15 protein-coding genes are annotated in these 18,363 nt (G+C 75.5%); 14 read left to right on the top strand and 1 reads right to left on the bottom strand.

The features are described from left to right. Positions 1-96: 96 nt before the first annotated feature. From BMY88_RS13085 to BMY88_RS13020, 14 genes are all read left to right on the top strand, one after another. On the top strand, positions 97-1,641 hold the full coding sequence (locus BMY88_RS13085) for a UDP-N-acetylmuramoyl-L-alanyl-D-glutamate--2,6-diaminopimelate ligase (protein ID WP_091943822.1): 1,545 nt from the start codon (positions 97-99) through the stop codon (positions 1,639-1,641). Beyond that, the gene (locus BMY88_RS13080; RefSeq protein WP_091943820.1) at positions 1,638-3,035 is read left to right on the top strand and encodes a UDP-N-acetylmuramoyl-tripeptide--D-alanyl-D-alanine ligase; all 1,398 of its coding nucleotides are present in this window, start codon (positions 1,638-1,640) and stop codon (positions 3,033-3,035) included. The genes BMY88_RS13085 and BMY88_RS13080 overlap by 4 nt, the downstream gene beginning before the upstream one ends. Further along, on the top strand, positions 3,032-4,111 hold the full coding sequence (mraY, locus tag BMY88_RS13075) for a phospho-N-acetylmuramoyl-pentapeptide-transferase (protein WP_091943818.1): 1,080 nt from the start codon (positions 3,032-3,034) through the stop codon (positions 4,109-4,111). Before BMY88_RS13080 ends, mraY begins: the two co-directional genes overlap by 4 nt. 92 nt (positions 4,112-4,203) lie before the next feature. Beyond that, positions 4,204-5,748: a putative lipid II flippase FtsW gene (ftsW, locus tag BMY88_RS13070; RefSeq protein ID WP_244524660.1), complete on the top strand. Its 1,545-nt coding sequence runs from the start codon at positions 4,204-4,206 to the stop codon at positions 5,746-5,748. Beyond that, positions 5,745-6,905: an undecaprenyldiphospho-muramoylpentapeptide beta-N-acetylglucosaminyltransferase gene (gene murG, locus BMY88_RS13065; protein WP_091943816.1), complete on the top strand. Its 1,161-nt coding sequence runs from the start codon at positions 5,745-5,747 to the stop codon at positions 6,903-6,905. The genes ftsW and murG overlap by 4 nt, the downstream gene beginning before the upstream one ends. Next, on the top strand, positions 6,902-8,365 hold the full coding sequence (gene murC / locus BMY88_RS13060) for a UDP-N-acetylmuramate--L-alanine ligase (RefSeq protein WP_091943814.1): 1,464 nt from the start codon (positions 6,902-6,904) through the stop codon (positions 8,363-8,365). The genes murG and murC overlap by 4 nt, the downstream gene beginning before the upstream one ends. Then, positions 8,362-9,147, top strand: coding sequence for a cell division protein FtsQ/DivIB (locus tag BMY88_RS13055; protein ID WP_244524659.1), 786 nt, complete (start codon positions 8,362-8,364; stop codon positions 9,145-9,147). The genes murC and BMY88_RS13055 overlap by 4 nt, the downstream gene beginning before the upstream one ends. 469 nt (positions 9,148-9,616) lie before the next feature. Further along, positions 9,617-10,894 (top strand): cell division protein FtsZ, encoded by a 1,278-nt coding sequence (gene ftsZ, locus BMY88_RS13050; RefSeq protein WP_091943812.1) that lies wholly within the window; start codon positions 9,617-9,619, stop codon positions 10,892-10,894. Between the two features lie 23 nt (positions 10,895-10,917). Continuing rightward, a complete protein-coding gene (gene pgeF / locus BMY88_RS13045) occupies positions 10,918-11,649 on the top strand; it encodes a peptidoglycan editing factor PgeF (protein WP_091943811.1) in 732 nt (243 codons plus the stop codon). A 7-nt stretch (positions 11,650-11,656) separates the two neighbouring features. Beyond that, positions 11,657-12,415 carry a YggS family pyridoxal phosphate-dependent enzyme gene (locus BMY88_RS13040; RefSeq protein ID WP_091943808.1) on the top strand — a complete coding sequence of 253 codons (759 nt, stop codon included), beginning with the start codon at positions 11,657-11,659 and terminating at the stop codon, positions 12,413-12,415. A 13-nt stretch (positions 12,416-12,428) separates the two neighbouring features. After that, positions 12,429-13,124 (top strand): cell division protein SepF, encoded by a 696-nt coding sequence (locus tag BMY88_RS13035; protein WP_091943805.1) that lies wholly within the window; start codon positions 12,429-12,431, stop codon positions 13,122-13,124. Positions 13,125-13,190: 66 nt separating this feature from the next. Continuing rightward, the gene (locus tag BMY88_RS13030) at positions 13,191-13,481 is read left to right on the top strand and encodes a YggT family protein (protein ID WP_091943803.1); all 291 of its coding nucleotides are present in this window, start codon (positions 13,191-13,193) and stop codon (positions 13,479-13,481) included. A 111-nt stretch (positions 13,482-13,592) separates the two neighbouring features. Next, positions 13,593-14,321, top strand: a complete 729-nt coding sequence (gene wag31, locus BMY88_RS13025) for a DivIVA-like cell division protein Wag31 (RefSeq protein WP_091943801.1) — start codon at positions 13,593-13,595, stop codon at positions 14,319-14,321. 118 nt (positions 14,322-14,439) lie between these two features. Beyond that, positions 14,440-15,150, top strand: a complete 711-nt coding sequence (locus BMY88_RS13020) for a hypothetical protein (protein ID WP_139220470.1) — start codon at positions 14,440-14,442, stop codon at positions 15,148-15,150. Positions 15,151-15,162: 12 nt separating this feature from the next. On the opposite strand, the gene ileS is transcribed toward BMY88_RS13020, so the two are convergent. Beyond that, a complete protein-coding gene (gene ileS / locus BMY88_RS13015; protein WP_091943796.1) occupies positions 15,163-18,345 on the bottom strand; it encodes an isoleucine--tRNA ligase in 3,183 nt (1,060 codons plus the stop codon). Between the last annotated feature and the right edge of the window lie 18 nt (positions 18,346-18,363).

Here is an 18,363-nt window from a genome sequence, read left to right as displayed (position 1 = left end):
CCACGCTCCGCGCGGCGCGGGGCGCTGCACGGGAGCCGCTCGAGCCTTCCGTGCCGTGCGCGGGTCTCGTCGTGATCGCCGGTAGATTGGAGCCCCGTGACCCCGACCGCGCCCGGGGCGGCGCCCCGGCCCGCGGGCACCGCGCCGCTGTCCCTCGCCGAGCTGGCCGACCTCGTCGGCGCCCCCGTGCAGGGCGATCCGGCGACGACGGTCACCGGCGTCACGCTCGCCTCCACCGACGTGCACGCCGGTGACCTCTACGCCGCGCTGCCGGGTGCCCGCACCCACGGGGCGGCCTACCTGGCCGACGCCCTGGCCGCCGGGGCCGTCGCGGTGCTCACCGACCCCGCCGGCCACGCGGCGGTGACCGATCCCGCGCTGCCGGTCCTGGTCGTCGACGACCCCCGCGCCGTGCTCGGCGCGGTGGCCGCCCGGGTGTACGGCGAGCCGGCCCGCCGGATGCAGGTCGTCGGCATCACCGGCACCAACGGCAAGACGACGACGGCCTACCTGGTCGAGGCCGGGCTGGCCGCCGCCGGCCGCGGCACCGGGCTGATCGGCACGGTGCAGACCCGGACCCGCCTCCCCGGCGCCGAGCCGACCGCCCTCCCCAGCGCCCGGACCACCCCCGAGGCGCCGGTCCTGCACGCCCTGCTGGCCGGCATGGCCGCGTCCGGCGTCGAGGTCGTCGTCATGGAGGTGTCCAGCCACGCGCTCGTGCTCGGCCGCGTCGGCGGCGTGCCCTTCACCGCGGCCGGCTTCACCAACCTCAGCCAGGACCACCTGGACTTCCACCGCGACCTCGAGGACTACTTCCTCGCCAAGGCGCTGCTGTTCGACGGCCGCGCCGGCGTCGAGGTGGTCGACGTCGACGACGCCCACGGCCGCCGGCTGACGGGCATGCTCGAGGGACGGCGCCCCGTGACCGTGGCGAGCTCCGGCGAGCACCCCGCGGACTGGACCGCGTCGGACGTCACCGTCGCTCCCGACGGAGGCTCCGCCTTCACCCTGCGCGGTCCCGGCGGCCGCACCTGGCCCGCCCGCGTGCGGCTGCCCGGGCGGTTCAACGTGGCCAACGCGGTGCTCGCCGTCGCCCTGCTCGACGCCGTCGGCGTGCCGGTCGAGACCGCGCTGCGCGGCATCGCCGACACCGTGGTGCCCGGCCGGATGGAGCCGGTGGACGCCGGCCAGCCGTTCGTCGCCGTCGTCGACTACGCCCACACCCCCGATGCGGTGGCCACCGCGCTGCACGCCCTGCGTGGCGCCACCGCCGGCCGGGTGATCACCGTGCTGGGCTGCGGCGGTGACCGCGATCCCGGCAAGCGGCCGGCGATGGGTGCCGCCGCCGCCGAGGGCAGCGACCTGCTCGTGGTCACCGACGACAACCCCCGCTCCGAGGAACCCGCGGCGATCCGGGCCGCGATGATCGCCGGCGTGCCCGCAGGCCGGCGGGCGGCGGTCCTGGAGGTCGGCGACCGGCGGGCGGCCATCGCCGAGGCCGTCGCGCGGGCCCGGCCCGGGGACACGGTGCTGGTCGCGGGCAAGGGGCACGAGACGGGCCAGGAGGTCGCCGGTGTGGTGACGCCCTTCGACGACCGCGTGGTGCTGCGCGAGGTCCTGACCCGGGTGGGCGCCCCGTGATCGCCCTGACGCTGCGGGAGGTCGCCGAGGCGGTCGGCGGCCGGCTGACCGGCGGCGCGCCCGACGCCCCGGTGGCCGGCGCGGTGACCATCGACTCGCGCACCGTGGCCGCCGGCGACCTGTTCGTGGCGCTGCCCGGCGAGCGGGTGGACGGGCACGACTTCCTCGTCGCCGCGGCGGCGGCCGGCGCCGCGGGGGCGCTGACCACCCGACCCGACGACGCGCTGCCGTGCGTGGTCGTCGACGACGCCGTGGCCGCCCTGGGCCGCCTCGCCGCCGCGGTGCACGGCCGGCTCGTCGGCCACGGCCTGGTGACGCTGGGCATCACCGGGTCCTCCGGCAAGACCTCCACCAAGGACCTCCTCGGCCAGGTGCTGGCCGAGGCCGGGCCCACGGTCAGCCCGCCGGGTTCGTTCAACAACGACATCGGCCTGCCGCTCACGGTGCTGTCGGCCGACGCCTCGACCCGCTACCTGGTGCTGGAGATGGGCGCGCGCGGGCCCGGCCACATCGCCCGGCTGTGCGCGGTGGCCCGGCCACGGATCGGCGTCGTCCTCAACGTCGGGTCCGCGCACCTGGGCGAGTTCGGCTCGCCGGAGGGCACCGCCCGCGCCAAGGGCGAACTCGTGGAGGCGCTGCCGGCCGACGGCACCGCCGTCCTGAACGCCGACGACCCGCGCGTGCTCGGCATGGCCCCGCGCACCCGCGCGCGGGTGCTCACCACCGGCCGGGCGGACGACGCCGAGGTGCGCGCCACCGACGTGCGGCTCGACGGCGAGGGCCGGGCCTCCTTCACCCTCGCCGCAGCCGGCGAGCGGCACCCCGTGGCGCTGCAGGTCGTCGGCGAGCACCAGGTCGCCAACGCCCTGTCCGCCGCCGGGGCCGCCCTGGCCGCGGGCATGGCCCCGGCCGCGGTGGCGCGCGCGCTCTCGGCCGCCGGGGCGCGCAGCCGCTGGCGGATGGAGGTCACCCGCCGGCCGGACGGCGTCGTGGTGGTCAACGACGCCTACAACGCCAACCCGGAGTCGATGCGGGCCGCGCTCGCCGCGCTGGCCGGGATGGCGGGCACCCGCCGCGTCGCCGTCCTGGGCGCGATGGGGGAGCTGGGACCGGCCGCGGCCGCGGAGCACGAGCGGCTCGGCCGCGACGCGGTCGCCGCGGGCGTCGATGTGATCGTTGCCGTGGGCCCCGATGCGGTAGGGATAGCGACCGGGGCCCGCGCCGCGGGTGCCCGGGACCGAGAGGGGTCGGTGCACGTGCCGGACCGGGCTGCCGCCCGCGCGCTTCTGACGGAGGTGCTCGTGCCCGGCGACGTGGTGCTGGTCAAGGCCAGCCGTGCCTACGGGCTGGAACTGCTCGCCGCCGATCTGCTCTCCGCGGGGACGGCCGCGTGAAGTCCGTCCTCATCGCCGGCGCCTTCGGCCTGGTGTTCTCCATCCTGGCCACGCCGATGGCGGTGCACCTGTTCCGCCGCAAGGGCTTCGGCCAGGAGATCCGCGACGACGGGCCCGAGACGCACCTGGCGAAGAAGGGCACGCCCACGATGGGCGGCACCGTCATCGTCGGCGCGACCGTCGGCGGCTACCTGGTCGCGCACCTGTTCCTGCTCGGCCAACCCGGCCGCGGCGTCACCGCGACCGGGCTGCTGCTGCTGTTCCTCATGGTGGGGCTGGGCACCGTCGGTTTCCTCGACGACTACCTCAAGATCCGGTACCGGCGCAGCCTCGGGCTGAACAAGACCGCCAAGCTGGTCGGCCAGCTCGTCGTCGGGCTCACCTTCGCGATCCTGGCGATGAACTTCCCGGACGACGGCGACGTCACCCCGGCCTCGACGTTCGTGTCCTACGTCCGCGACATCGCGCCGCTGGCCCTCGGGCCGATCCTGTTCGTGGTCCTGGCCTACCTGTTCATCGCCGGGTTCTCCAACGCGGTGAACCTCACCGACGGCCTCGACGGGCTGGCCGCCGGCGCCTCGGCGATGGTGTTCGGCTCCTACGTCGTCATCTCGTTCTGGCAGTTCACCCACGACTGCTCCACCGCGGCGGTCGAGGGCTGCTACGAGGTGCGCGACCCGCTGGACGTCACCCTGGTCGCGGTCGCGGCCATGGGCGCGTGCCTGGGCTTCCTCTGGTGGAACACCAGCCCGGCCAAGATCTTCATGGGCGACACCGGCTCCCTGGCCCTGGGCGGGTTGCTGTCGGGGCTGGCGATCGTCACCCGCACCGAGCTCCTGCTGGTCGTCCTCGGCGGGCTCTTCGTGGCGGTGACGCTGTCGGTGGTGATCCAGGTGGCCTTCTTCCGGGCGACCCGCCGGCGGGTGTTCCGGATGGCCCCGCTGCACCACCACTTCGAGCTGGCCGGCTGGCAGGAGAACACCGTCATCGTGCGGTTCTGGCTCGTCACCGGCATGGCCGTGGCCTTCGGGCTGGGCCTGTTCTACGCCGACTGGCTGTCGTTCACCGGCCTGTGAGGACTGTCCGGGGTCCCGCAGGTCACTCGCCACCCACGCGACACGCCCGCATGCTCCCCGCCGCGGCGTCCCGCAGCGGCCACGATGGCGGGATGGACCCCACCGCAGGTCGGGCCGCGACCGGCCGCGCCCGCGCGGCGTCCGCCACCGAGCCCCCCGCGCGCGGCGGCCGGGCCGCCGGCCGCGGGCGCACCCTCGCGCTGCCGCCGTGGCTCGACGGACCGATGACCAGCTGCCACCTGGTCATCGGCGCGGCCGGGATGCTGCTGGCCATCGGCCTGGTCATGGTGTTCTCCGCCTCGGCCATCGAGGCCGCGCTCGCCGACCAGCCCGCCTGGCGGCCGGGCGTCGAGCAGGTGGTGTTCGCCCTGATCGGCCTGGTCGCCCTCCTGGTCGCGGTGCGGCTGCCGACCGCGGTGCTGCGGCGCTGGGCGCCGATCGCGCTGCTCGCCGTGCTGGCGCTGCTGCTGCTGGTCGCCGTCCCCGGGATCGGCACCGAGCTCAACGGCTCGCGGGCCTGGTTCGACCTGGGCTTCACCAACTTCCAGCCGTCGGAGGCGGGCAAGCTCGTCTTCGCGCTGTGGGGGGCGCACGTCCTCGCGCTGCGGGCGAGCTACCTCACCGTCCCGAGCCTGCTCGTGCCGCTGCTGCCGGTGTTCGTGGTCATCTGCGGGCTGCTCATGCTCGAGCCGGACTTCGGCGCGACGGTGACGATGGGCCTGGTCCTCGCCGGCCTGCTGCTCGCCGCCGGCGCGCCCTGGCGGGTCTGGGCCGGCCTGGGCGCGATCGGCGTCGCCGGGGTGCTCCTGCTCGTCACCACCTCGGCCTACCGGCTGGAGCGCTGGACCTCGTTCCTGAACCCCGAGGCCGACCCCACCGACTCCGGGTTCCAGGCCATCCGCGGCTTCTACGCCCTCGCCACCGGCGGCTTCTGGGGCGTGGGTCTGGGCAACAGCGCCATGAAGTGGAACCTGCTGCCCGAGGCGGAGTCGGACTACATCTTCGCGATCATCGGCGAGGAGATGGGCTTCCTCGGCTGCCTGGTCGTGATCACCCTGTACGGGGTGCTGGCCTACGCGGGGTTCCGCATCGCCCGGCGCTCGGCGGACCGGTTCGTGCAACTGGCCTGCGTCGCCATCACCGTGTGGCTGGTCGGCCAGGCGGCGATGAACATGGGGTACGTGGTGGGTCTGGGTCCGGTCACCGGGGTGACGCTGCCGCTGGTGTCCGCCGGCGGCACGTCGCTGGTGCTCACGCTGTTCATCGTCGGCCTGCTCATCCGCTTCGCGCGCTCCGAGCCCGACGCGATCGAGTACCAGCGGCAGCGCCGGGCCGGCCGGCTGGCGCGGCTGCTGCTGCCGGTGCCGGCGCACGCCGTCGACCCGGTCCGCTCGCGCAGCCGGCGCCGCCCGGCCCCCGAGGCCCGCCCCGCCGGCCCCGACCGGGGCTCCGCCGGGCGGACGGTCGTGCGCGTCCCCGCGCCCGCGGACGCCGGCACCCGCCCGCCCCGCGACCGGGGCCCGGTGCCCCGCGAGCGGCGCGGTCCGGCCGACCGGTCCCGCGCCGGCGAGGCCCGCCGGCAGCCACCGCCGCGGGCCCGCGCCGCGGCGCCCGACGCCCCCCGGCGGCCCCGGTGAGCGCGGCCGGCGGACCGGTCGGCGTCGTCCTGGCCGGCGGCGGCACCGGCGGGCACATCGAGCCGATGCTCGCCCTCGCCGACGCCCTGCTGCGCCGCGCGGGCGCGGTGCCCGGCGGGATCCGGATCACCTGCCTGGGCACCGCGCGGGGGATGGAGACCCGGCTGGTGCCGGCCCGCGGCTACGACCTGCGGCTGATCCCGCCGGTCCCGCTGCCGCGCAGGCCCACCCTCGACCTGCTCCGCGTGCCTGGGCGGCTGATCGGGGCGGTCCGGGAGACGCGCGGGCTCCTGGACGACCTCGGCGCCGACGTCGTCGTCGGGTTCGGCGGGTACGTCGCGCTGCCGGCCTACCTGGCCGCCCGGGGGCGGCGGGGGCGGTCGGAGCGGTCCGGGACCCCGGTCGTCGTGCACGAGCAGAACGCCCTGCCGGGCCTCGCCAACCGCATCGGGGCGCGCATCGCGGCGCGGGTGGCCGTCACCGTCCCCGGCACGCCGCTGCGCCGGGCCGAGCACGTGGGCATGCCCCTGCGGACGGCGATCAGCTCGCTGGACCGCCCGGCGCGGCGGGCAGAGGCCCGGGCCGCCTTCGGACTGGACGCCGACCGGCCGACGCTGCTGGTGTTCGGCGGCTCCCAGGGCGCCGCGTCGCTCAACCGCGCCGCGGCCGGGGTCGCCGACGCGCTCACCGCCGCCGGGATCCAGGTCCTGCACGCCCGCGGCCCCAAGAACACCGACGTGACGGTGCCGGCCCGCGCGGCGGGTCAGGCGCCGTACGTCGTCGTCGACTACCTGGAGCGCATGGACCTCGCCTACGCCGCCGCGGACCTGGCACTCTGCCGGGCGGGGGCGGTGACCGTCGCCGAGCTGTCGGCCGTCGGCCTGCCCGCGGCGTTCGTGCCGCTGCCCATCGGCAACGGCGAGCAGCGCCGCAACGCGCTGCCCGTGGTCGACGCCGGGGGAGGGGTGCTGGTGGAGGACGCCGAGCTCTCCTCGGGCTGGATCGCCGAGCACCTCGTCCCGCTGCTCACCGAGCCGTCGGCCCTGGCCGCCTACGCCGCGCACGCGGCCGCGGTCGGCGTGCCCGACGCCGACGAGCGGCTGGCCGACATCGTGCTCGAGGTGGCCGGCGCCGCGGGCCCCGGGGGCGCGCCGTGAGCGCCGCGGCGGTGGCCGCCTGGAAGGACCCCATTCCCGCGCTGGCCGACCTGGGCGCGGTGCACTTCGTCGGCATCGGCGGCGCCGGCATGAGCGGCATCGCCCGCATCATGCTGGCCCGCGGCGTCCGGGTCTCGGGCAGCGACCGGCGGGACACCCCGACGCTGCTGGCGCTGCGGGCGCTGGGCGCGCGGGTGGCGCTGGGGCACGCCGGGGAGAACCTCGGCGACGCCGACACCGTCGTCGTCTCCACCGCGATCCGGGAGGACAACCCGGAGCTCGCCGCCGCCCGCGAGCGCGGGCTGCGCGTGCTGCCCCGGGCGGTGGCGCTGGCCGCCGTCATGGCCGGCCGGCGCAGCGTCGCGGTCGCCGGCACGCACGGCAAGACCTCGACCACGTCGATGCTCACCGTCGCCGTGCAGGCCTGCGGCGTGGACCCGTCCTTCGCGATCGGCGGCGACCTCAACGAGTCGGGCAGCAACGCCCATGCGGGCGAGGGCGACGTCTTCGTGGCCGAGGCCGACGAGAGCGACCGCTCGTTCCTGCTGCTGGCCCCGCACGGCGCGATCGTGACCAACGTGGAGGCCGACCACCTGGACAACTACGGCGACCTGGCCGCCGTGGAGGAGGCCTTCGACCGGTTCCTCGGCACGGTCGACCCCGACGGCTTCGTGGTCCTGTGCGCCGACGACCCCGGGTCCGCGCGGCTGCGCGGGGTGCCCGTGACGGCCCGGGTGCGGACCTACGGCACCGCCGCGGACGCGGACCTGCGCCTGGTCGACATCGAGGTCGGCAGCGAGACGACCAGCTGGACGGCGGTCCTGGACGGCGAGCCGCTGGGACGCGTCAGCATCCGGCTGCCGGGGGAGCACATGGCCCGCAACAGCGCGGCCGCGCTGCTCGCCGGCCTGGAGCTCGGGCTGCCCGCGGCGGAGCTGATCGGCGGGCTGGGCCGGTTCGGCGGCGTGCACCGCCGGTTCGAGCTCAAGGGCGTCGCCGGCGGGGTCCGCGTCTACGACGACTACGCCCACCACCCCACGGAGGTGCGCGCCCAGCTGCATGCCGCCCGGGCGGTGGCGGGGGAGGGGCGCGTCGTCGTCGCCTTCCAGCCGCACCTCTACAGCCGCACCCGGGAGTTCGCGGCCGGGTTCGGCGAGGCGCTGGGGCTGGCCGACGAGGTCGTGGTCATGGACGTCTACGGCGCCCGCGAGGACCCGGTGCCCGGCGTGACCGGGGCGATGGTCGCCTCCGCGGTGCCGCTGCCGGCGGGCCGGGTGCACTTCGAGCCCTCGTGGTCGGCCACCGCGCCGGCCCTGGCCGGGCGCGCCCGGCCCGGTGACCTCGTGATCACCATGGGCGCCGGCAACGTCTCGATGGTCGGCCCCGAGGTACTCGCGGCGCTGGCCGCGCGGGAGGCGGAGCAGGCCCCGGGTCCCGACGACCCGGCCGCGGACCGGTGAGCCGCGCCGCCACCACCCGCGACCGGCTGCGCGGGACGCCGCCCGAGGCCGCCCGTCGCCCCGCGCGGACGCCGCGCCCCTCCCGCCCGGCCGACCCGCGCCGCCGGCTGGTGATCCGCATCGGGCTCGCCGTCACCGCCGTCGCCGTCGCGGTGTGGGTGGTGTGGGGGAGCCCGTTGCTGGCCGTGTCGACCGTTCGGGTGGACGGCGCCGGCTCGCTGACCGCGGACCAGGTCCGCGCCGCCGCCGGTGTGGCCGAGGGGACGCCGCTGCTGCGGGTCGACGTCGACGCCGCTGCCGCCCGCGTCGCCCGGCTGCCCCAGGTGGCCTCGGTGCAGGTGACCCGCGGCTGGCCGCAGACGGTGGTGATCACCGTCGAGGAGCGCGTGCCGGTCGCCGTGGTGGAGCAGGCGGGCACCCGCTCGCTGGTGGACGCCGGGGGTGTGTTGTTCGACACCGTCACCGGCGAGGCCCCGGACGGCGTGGTGCCGCTGGAGGTCGCCACCCCGGGACCCGAGGACGCGGCGACGCGCGCCGGGCTGGCCGCGCTGGTGGAGCTGCCCCGCGACGTGCGCGCCCGGGTCGGCGCCGTCGCGGCGCGCTCGGGCAACGACGTGACGCTGGTGCTCACCGATGGGACGACCGTGCTGTGGGGAACCGCGGCGGACTCCGCCGAGAAGGCCGACGTGCTGGTCGCCCTGCTCGACCAGGTCGCCGCCGGGGCCCTGGACCCGGCCGCGACGATCGACGTCAGCACGCCCGACGCCGTCGTCCTCCGCTGACGCGCGCCGTCCCGACCGCCCCGCCGGCCCCGCCCCGATCCGGGCAATTCCGCGCTTCTGCCCGGGGCAACTTCGCGCTTCTGCACCGCGCAATTCCGCGCTTCTGCACGGTTCCGGTCACAGCCCGTCGCGCGGCGCCTCCGACCCGTTCCGAGGGGCGGTCACGGCGACACGCAGGCGACTCCCGACACGCCCGGACCGGAAAAGGATCTGCGCGGGCCGGCGCTTCGGCGGGTCGGGCAGGTCAAGCCGGACCTGAGACGGATCAACCGCGGGTCGTCACGATCAGTGGTGCTGATGTGACCAACGGGTCGTAGGGGATCGATGAGATCGCGCCGATGCGACACGCCGGGCCGGGGGCGGTGCTTGTAGCGCCCCTCGCGACCCACCTAACTTCGTCCGCGTCGACCCAGTTGACATAACTATAAGGCTTTACTTGAGGATGAGGGTCGAGGTCGGGAGCCCCAACATGACACCTCCGCACAACTACCTCGCGGTCATCAAGGTCGTCGGCATCGGCGGCGGCGGGGTGAACGCGGTCAATCGGATGATCGAGGTCGGCCTCAAGGGGGTCGAGTTCATCGCCATCAACACCGACGCCCAGGCCCTGCTGATGAGCGACGCCGACGTCAAGCTGGACGTCGGCCGCGAGCTCACCCGTGGGCTGGGCGCCGGCGCGCAGCCCGACGTCGGCCGGCAGGCCGCCGAGGACCACCGCGAGGAGATCGAAGAGGTGCTCAAGGGCGCCGACATGGTCTTCGTGACGGCGGGCGAGGGCGGCGGCACCGGCACCGGTGGCGCCCCCGTCGTGGCCTCGATCGCCCGGAAGCTCGGCGCGCTCACCATCGGCGTCGTCACCCGGCCGTTCTCCTTCGAGGGGAAGCGGCGGGCCGTGCAGGCCGAGTCGGGGATCGAGGAGCTGCGCAACGAGTGCGACACGCTCATCGTCATCCCCAACGACCGGCTGCTCCAGCTCGGCGACCGGAACGTCAGCGTGATGGACGCCTTCCGCACCGCCGACCAGGTGCTGCTGTCCGGCGTGCAGGGCATCACCGACCTCATCACCACGCCCGGCCTGATCAACCTGGACTTCGCCGACGTCAAGTCGGTCATGTCCGGTGCGGGCTCGGCGCTGATGGGCATCGGCAGCGCCCGCGGGGACAACCGGGCCCTGCTGGCCGCCGAGCAGGCGATCGCCAGTCCGCTGCTGGAGGCCTCGATGGAGGGCGCCCACGGCGTGCTCCTGTCGATCTCCGGCGGGTCGGACCTGGGCCTGTTCGAGATCAACGAGGCGGCCTCGCTCGTCTCCGACGCGGCGCACGCAGACGCCAACATCATCTTCGGCGCGGTCATCGACGACGCGCTCGGTGACGAGGTGCGGGTCACCGTGATCGCGGCCGGCTTCGACAGCGGCCGGCCCAGCGTCCGCAAGGACAGCGCCGCGACAACGGTCGCCACCGGTGCCCCCGCGGCCCCGCCGGCGGTCACGCCGCGGCCCGCTCCGGCCCCCCAGGCGGTCCGTCCGGTCGCTCCGGCGGCCACGGGGGAGCGGCTGGTCGGGCAGGTTCCGCCGGTCGCCCCGGCGCCCGCTCCGGCCCGGCCGGGCACGCCGGTCGCGGGCGGGATCACCGTTCCGCCCCTGCCGCCGATCTCCGGCTCGCCGGCCGGGAACGCCGCCGGACGGCGGCCGCTGTCGAGCGAGGACTTCGAGGAGGAGCTCGACATCCCGGAGTTCCTGCGCCAGTAAGGGGTCCCGGTAGCGTCGGGCCCATGACCTCCGTTCCGGCCGCTCCGTCGTCGGTACGACCCCGCAGGGTCGTCTCCGATCGGCGGGGCGGCCGGTCCGCGTCGCCCTACGACTCGTTCAACCTCGGCGCGCACGTCGGTGACGCGCCGGACGACGTCGCGGCCAACCGCGACCGGCTCGCTCGCGAACTCGGCGTCGCCGCCGACCGGCTGGTGTGGATGGACCAGGTGCACGGCACCGGCGTCACCGTGGTCGACGGCCCGGTGCCGGGGCCGCTGCCCGCGACGGACGCCGTCGTCACGGCGACCCCCGGCCTCGTGCTCTGCGTGCTGGTGGCCGACTGCGTGCCGCTGCTGCTCGCCGACGCCGACCGCGGCATCGTCGCCGCCGTCCACGCTGGGCGCGAGGGGCTGCGCCAGGGCGTCGTCCCCGCGGCGCTGTCGGCGATGGCGAGCCTGGGCGCCCGCGCGCGCAACGTCACGGCGCTGCTCGGCCCGGCCGTGTGCGGGGCCTGCTACGAGGTGCCCGAGCAGATGCAGGCCGACGTCGCCCGGGTGGCGCCCGCCGCCGCCGTCCGCACCCGGACGGGCACGACCGGGCTCGACCTGCGCGCCGGGGTCGACGAGGTGCTGCGCCGGGCCGGCATCCCCGAGGTCGTGCACGACCCGCGGTGCACGGTCGAGGACCGCACCCTGTTCTCCCACCGCCGCGACGGGGTCACCGGACGCCAGGCCGGCGTCGTCTGGCTCGGGTAGCACCCCCGTGACCGCGCTCGCCGAGAACCTGCGGGCGGTCCGCGCCAGGATCGACGCCGCCGCCCGGGCCGCCGGCCGGGACCCCGCGTCGGTGGGCCTGCTCGCCGTCAGCAAGACGTGGCCGGCCGCGGACGTCCGCGCCCTGGCCGCGCTCGGGCAGCACGACTTCGGCGAGAACCGGGCGCAGGAGCTGGCGACCAAGGCCGCGGAGCTGGCCGGCGTCGACCTCCGCTGGCACTTCGTGGGCCAGTTGCAGCGCAACAAGGCCGCCGCCGTCGCCCGGCTGGGCGCGGTCGTGCACTCGGTGGACCGGGCGTCGCTCGTCGGCGTCCTGGGCCGGTTGGGGGAGGAGAGCGGCCGGCCGGTCGAGGTGTACCTGCAGGTCGACCTCGGCGGCCCGGAGGGTGAGCTCGCCGCCCGCGGCGGTGCCCGGCCGGACGAGGTCCCCGCGCTCGCCGACGCCGTGGCCGCCCAGCCCGGCGTGCGCCTGCTGGGGCTGATGGCGGTGGCCCCCCGCGGCGAGGACCCGGCCGCGGCGTTCGGACGGCTGGCGGAGCTCTCCCGGCGGCTGCGGGCCGCCCACCCGGAGGCGGCGGGTCTGTCGGCGGGCATGAGCGGTGACCTCGAGGCCGCGGTGCAAGCCGGCAGCACGCTCGTGCGTGTCGGTACCGCGATCTTCGGCGATCGACCCCTAGCCTCCCCGTCAGATGCGACTCACCAGCCACGCGAGTCACACCAGTCACGCGGACCCCGAGGGTCCGAGTAGAGGGGGAGGTCCGATGGCCGGAGCCATGCGGAAGATGGGCATCTACCTCGGGCTCGTCGAGGACGACGACGCCCGCGCCTACGGCCGGTACGACGCCCGTCAGTCCGACGACCGCTACGACGATCGCCGGTACGGGCGCTTTCCGGAGGACGGCTACGACGACGCCCATCTCGTGGGCGCCGACGACCCGCGCTACGACTACTACGAGGAAGAGCTGCCGGCTCCCGAGCCGCAGGTGACCCCCGAGCCGGTGGCGCTGCGCCGCAGCGGGTCCACCCGCAACCTCGGTCTCGCCCCCGCGCCGGGCATCACGCCGGCGACCCGGCTGTCCTCGCCCTCGGGTGCCTCGGCCGGCGGTTCCGGCGGTGCCGCCGCGCAGGTCCGCGAGCCCGCGGTCGTGGTGACCCCCCAGCCGGCTCCCGCGCCGCAGCCCTACCGGATCACCACGCTGCACCCCCGCACGTACAACGAGGCCCGTCAGATCGGCGAGAGCTTCCGCGACGGCATGCCCGTGATCATGAACCTGACGGAGATGGACGACGCCGACGCGAAGCGGCTCGTCGACTTCGCTGCGGGTCTGTCGTTCGGGCTGCGCGGTAGTATCGAGCGCGTCACGGCGAAGGTCTTCCTGCTCAGTCCGCGGGACGTCGACGTGACCGCCGAGGACAAGGCGAAGATCCGCGAGGGCGGCTTCTTCAACCAGTCCTAGGCGCCGCCGGTCGCCCGTGACCGGCGGTGGACGCGGCACACCGGTGCCCCTGGACGATCGAGGACCGTGGCTCTCTTCTGGACGATCGTGTCATCGGTCCTGCTCGTCTTCCTCGTGCTGCTCTTCGCGCGCTTCGTGGTCGACTGGGTGATGGTGCTGGCCCGCAGCTGGCGCCCCTCGGGCCTGGTCGCGGCGGGCCTCGAGGTCGTCTACGCCGCCACGGACCCGCCGCTGAAGGCGGTCCGGAAGGTCATCCCACCGCTGAACCTGGGCGCCATCCGGCTGGACCTCGGGTTTATGGTGCTCCTGATCGCCGTGTTCATCCTGCGCGACATCACGCTCCGGCAAGCCGTGTAGGTCACGTGGATGTGATCTGCACAGTCCGTGGCGTCACCGCGCGTCGGGTGGCACTCGCCGCCGCTCGTCCAGAACGTCCCTGATCCCGCTGTCCGACCCGAGGTGAGCTAGTTGCCACTCACGCCTGCCGACGTCCACAACGTCGTCTTCAAGAAGCCACCGATCGGCAAGCGCGGCTACGACGAGGACGAGGTGGACGCCTTCCTCGACGTGGTCGAGGCGGAGCTCGCGCGGCTCATCGAGGAGAACAACGAGCTCCGCGCGAACACCGGCCGCACGCCCGCCGTCGCCGTGGAGAAGGCCGCCCCCGCGCCGGCACCCGCCCCCGTGCAGGCGCCCCCGCCGCCGGCCGCCGCGCCGCGCGAGGACGACAGCGCCCGCGCCTCCCGGATGCTGGCCCTGGCCACCGAGACGGCCGACCGGTACGTCAACGAGGCCAAGGCCCAGGCCGACGAGATGGTGTCCGGCGCCAAGACCTCCAGCGACCGCATGCTCACCGACGCCCGCGCCAAGAGCGAGCAGATGGTCAGCGAGGCCAAGATGCGGGCCGACACCATGATCAGCGACGCCCGCACGCGGGTGGACACCATGGAGCGCGAGGCCCGCGCCAAGGCCGCCGCCCTCGAGCAGGACGCGGAGCGCCGGCACACGGAGGTCGTCAGCGGCCTCGAGCAGAAGCGGAGCAGCCTCGAGCGCAAGATCGAGGAACTGCGGACCTACGAGCGTGAGTACCGCACCCGCCTGCGGTCCTACCTCGAGTCCCACCTGCGTGACCTGGACGGTCGCGGCTCGGCCGAGCCCGCCCCCGCCGGCCGGCAGAACCAGCACGCCTCCGCGTAAGCGGCAGCACGGCCTCCAGGAGGGCCCCCGGACCGACATGGTCCGGGGGCCCTCCTGCGTCTGCCGGGGGGTGTGCGTCGAGGGGCGATCGGCGTCCGTCCGCGGCTACAGTCGGGCCGTGATCTTGGCGGCCGGACTGTTGGTGCTCGCCGGGCTGGGCCTGTTCGTGGGCGGGCTGGCGACCGGGACGACGGGCTACTACTGGAGTTGCGTCGCGTGCTGCGCGGCGGCCGCCGTGCTGTTGATCGCGGTGCGGCTGCGCCCGGGATCACGCGCCGTCGCGGACGGCGGGACGGCGACCCGCGGGGCCGGCTCCATCGGTGCCGACCGCGCCCCGACCCGGTCGTCGGACCGCAGCCCGGCACGGTCGACCGACCGGGCGGCCGACGGTCCGCTCGCGGTGACCGCGGAGCGCGCGGGCCGGCACTCGGGTCCGGCCGACGTCTCCGACGCCGACGCGACCGCACGCCCGGCCGGGGAGGCGGTGACCCCGCCGGCAGAGCCGGCAGCCACGGCCGCGACGGACGCCGAGCCGGCCGGCGCGGTAACGCCGCCCGCCACCACCGGACCCGACGACGGCGACGACCCGCCCGAGGAGGACGTCGAGGTGACCGATCTCCTCCTGGTGGTGGACCTGCGCGACCAGGTGCTCGTGGTCGACGAGCACCCGCGCTACCACCTGGCCGACTGCTCCTGGCTCCGCGGCCGCGCCACCATCCCGCTGCCGGTGGCCGAGGCCCGCGGTGACGGCTTCAGCCCCTGCGCGGTCTGCTCGCCCGACCGGCACCTCGCCGACCTGGCCCGCGCCCGCAAGGCGGCCCGCCGGTAGTCGCCCGACCCCTCAGGCGCGGGCCACCCAGAAGCGCGACCCGTCGGGACCCTCGACGCCGGGCCCGTCGCCGGCGGTCGCCGGGAGCACCGACGACGCGAGCACCTCGGCCGCGACGCTGTCGGCGTGCTCGGTCAGCGCCCGGGCCAGGGCGCCGTCCGCCGTCCAGCGCAGCTCGATCCGGTCGCTGACCGCGAGCCCCGCGGCCTTGCGGGCCTCCTGCACCAGGCGGACGGCCTCGCGGACCAGGCCGGCGCGCTCGAGCTCGGGGGTCAGCGTGAGGTCCAGCGCCACGGCGAGGCCGCCGCCGCTGGCCACGGTCCAGCCCTCGCGCGGGGTCTCGGTGACGATCAGGTCGCCGTCCTCCAGCGCCACCGGCTGCCCGTCGACCACGACCGACGCGCCGCCGGCCCGGTACGCGGTCACCAGCGCCGGGGCGTCGGCCGCGGCCACGGCCTTCGCCACCGCCTGCACCTGCTTGCCCAGCCTCCGGCCGACCGCGCGGAAGTCGATCTTCACGCTGACGTCGACGAGCTCGCCCTCGACGGCGGACAGCTCGGTGAGCTCGAGCACGTTGAGCTCGTCGGCCACCTCGGCGACCAGGTCCCGCGGCAGCTGCGCCCACCCCGGCGCGGCGACCAGGGCGCGGGCCAGCGGCTGGCGGGTGCGCACCTTCGACGACGTGCGGGCCGAGCGGCCGAGCTCCACCAGCCGGCGGACCAGCGCGACCTGCTCGACCAGCTGCGGGTCGCGGGCCTCGGCGTCGGGCTGCGGCCAGGAGGCCAGGTGCACGGAGTCGACCTGCCCCTCCGCGGCGGCCCGACCGGGGACGACGGCCCGTGTCCAGACCTCGTCGGTCAGGAACGGGGTGAACGGCGCCATCAGCCGGGTCAGCCCGTCCAGCACCTCGTGGAGGGTGCCCAGCGCGGCCGGGTCGCCGTCCCAGAAGCGGCGGCGGGAGCGGCGCACGTACCAGTTGGACAGGTCGTCGACGAACTGCGCGAGCAGCCGGCCGGCGCCCTGGGTGTCGAAGTCCTCGAGCGCGGCGGTGACCTCTTCGGTGACCTGGGCGAGGGTGGCCAGCGCCCAGCGGTCCAGCAGCGGGCACTGCGCCCGGGGGGGAGCCGGGCTCGCGGCCGGGTCCCAGCCGTTGGTCTCCGCGTAGAGGGTGAAGAAGCTGGCGGTGTTCCAGTAGGTGAGCAACACCTTGCGGACGACCTCGGACAGCGTCTCGTGGCCCACCCGGCGGGCCGACCACGGCGAGCCGCCGGCCAGCATGAACCAGCGGACGGCGTCGGCGCCGTGCCGGTCCATGAGCGGGATCGGCTCGAGGATGTTGCCCAGGTGCTTGCTCATCTTGCGGCCGTCCTCGGCGAGGATGTGGCCCAGGCAGAGCACGTTCTCGTAGGAGTTCTCGCCGAACACCAGCGTGCCGACGGCCATCAGCGAGTAGAACCAGCCGCGGGTCTGGTCGATCGCCTCGCAGATGAACTGCGCCGGGTAGGCGGCCTCGAACTGCTCGTTGTTGCGGTGCGGCGCGCCCCACTGGGCGAAGGGCATGGAACCGGAGTCGTACCAGGCGTCGATCACCTGGGGCACCCGGCGGAAGGTGCCCTCCTCGCCGGGCAGGGTGAAGGTGACGTCGTCGATGAACGGCCGGTGCGGGTCGATGTCCGACACGTCCCGGCCGCAGAGCTCGGAGAGCTCGGCGAGTGATCCGACGGCCACCACGCGCGTCGGGTCCGCGTCGTTGCGCCAGATCGGCAGCGGCGTGCCCCAGTACCGGTCGCGCGACAGCGCCCAGTCGACGTTGTTGTGCAGCCAGTCGCCGTAGCGCCCCCACTGGATCGTCTCGGGGTACCAGCGGGTCTTCTCGTTCTCGGCCAGCAGCTGGTCCTTGACCGCGCTGGTCCGGATGTACCAGGACGGCTGCGCGTAGTACATGAGCGGCGTGTGGCAGCGCCAGCAGTGCGGATAGCTGTGCTCGTAGCGCTGCTCGCGCCACAGCACCCCGCGCTGCTGCAGGTCGACCACGAGCAGGTCGTCGGCGGCCTTGAAGAAGTGCCCGCCGACGAGCCCGACGTCGGCGAGGAAGTGCCCGGTGGAGTCGATCGGGTTCACCACGGGCAGGCCGTAGCCGCGGCAGACGGCGAGGTCGTCCGCGCCGAAGGCGGGGGACTGGTGCACCAGGCCGGTGCCGTCGTCGGTGGTGACGTAGTCGGCGAGGACGACGAAGTGCGCGTCGACCGGGCCGCCGTCGGGAGCCTCGGGGAACGCGACCAGCTCGAACGGCCGCTGGTAGTGCACCCGCTCCCAGTCGCGGCCGGTCGTGCGGGCCAGGACCTCGCGGGGGGTGTCGGCGCCGAGGACGGCGTCGACCAGCGGCTCGGCGAGGACGACGGTGCGCTCGCTGCCCTGGTGCGTCGTGCGGACGACGACGTAGGTGACCTCGGGGTGGACGGCGACCGCGGTGTTGGACGGCAGCGTCCACGGCGTCGTCGTCCAGACGAGCAGGTCGGCTTTGCCGGCCCACTCGCCGCTGGTGACCGGCAGGCTCACGTACACCGAGGGATCGGTGATCGACTCGTACCCCTGGGCGACCTCGTGGTCGGACAGGCCGGTGCCGCAGCGCGGGCAGTACGGGGCCACCCGGTGGTCCTCGACGAGCAGGCCCTTCTCGAACACCTGCTTGAGCGACCACCAGACGCTCTCGACGTAGTGCGGGTCCATCGTCCAGTAGGCGGTGGACATGTCGACCCAGTAGCCCATCCGGCGGGTGAGCTCGGAGAACGAGTCGACGTGCCGCAGCACCGACTCGCGGCACCGCGCGTTGAACTCGGCGATGCCGTAGCGCTCGATGTCGGGCTTCCCGGCGAAGCCCAGCTCCTGCTCGACGGCGATCTCCACGGGCAGGCCGTGGCAGTCCCAGCCGGCCCGGCGGGGGACGTGCCAGCCCTGCATGGTCTTGAAGCGGGGGAAGACGTCCTTGAACGCGCGGGCCTCGATGTGGTGCGTGCCCGGCCGGCCGTTGGCCGTGGGCGGGCCCTCGTAGAAGTTCCACTGCGGCCGGCCCGCCGACGCCTGCAGCGTGCGGGCGAACACCTCGGCGTCCTCCCAGCGGCGCAGCACGTCGTGCTCGAGGGCGGGCAGGTCGACCTGCGGGGGCAGCGCGCGGAACGGGCCGGAGGAGCTCACGTGCCCATTGTCCCCGAA

The sequence above is a fragment of the Trujillonella endophytica genome, assembly GCF_900110555.1.
Classification (GTDB): Bacteria; Actinomycetota; Actinomycetes; order Mycobacteriales; family Geodermatophilaceae; genus Trujillonella; species Trujillonella endophytica.
Note: the sequence above shows the minus strand (reverse complement) of the source record. Positions and strands in the feature narration are given on the sequence as shown.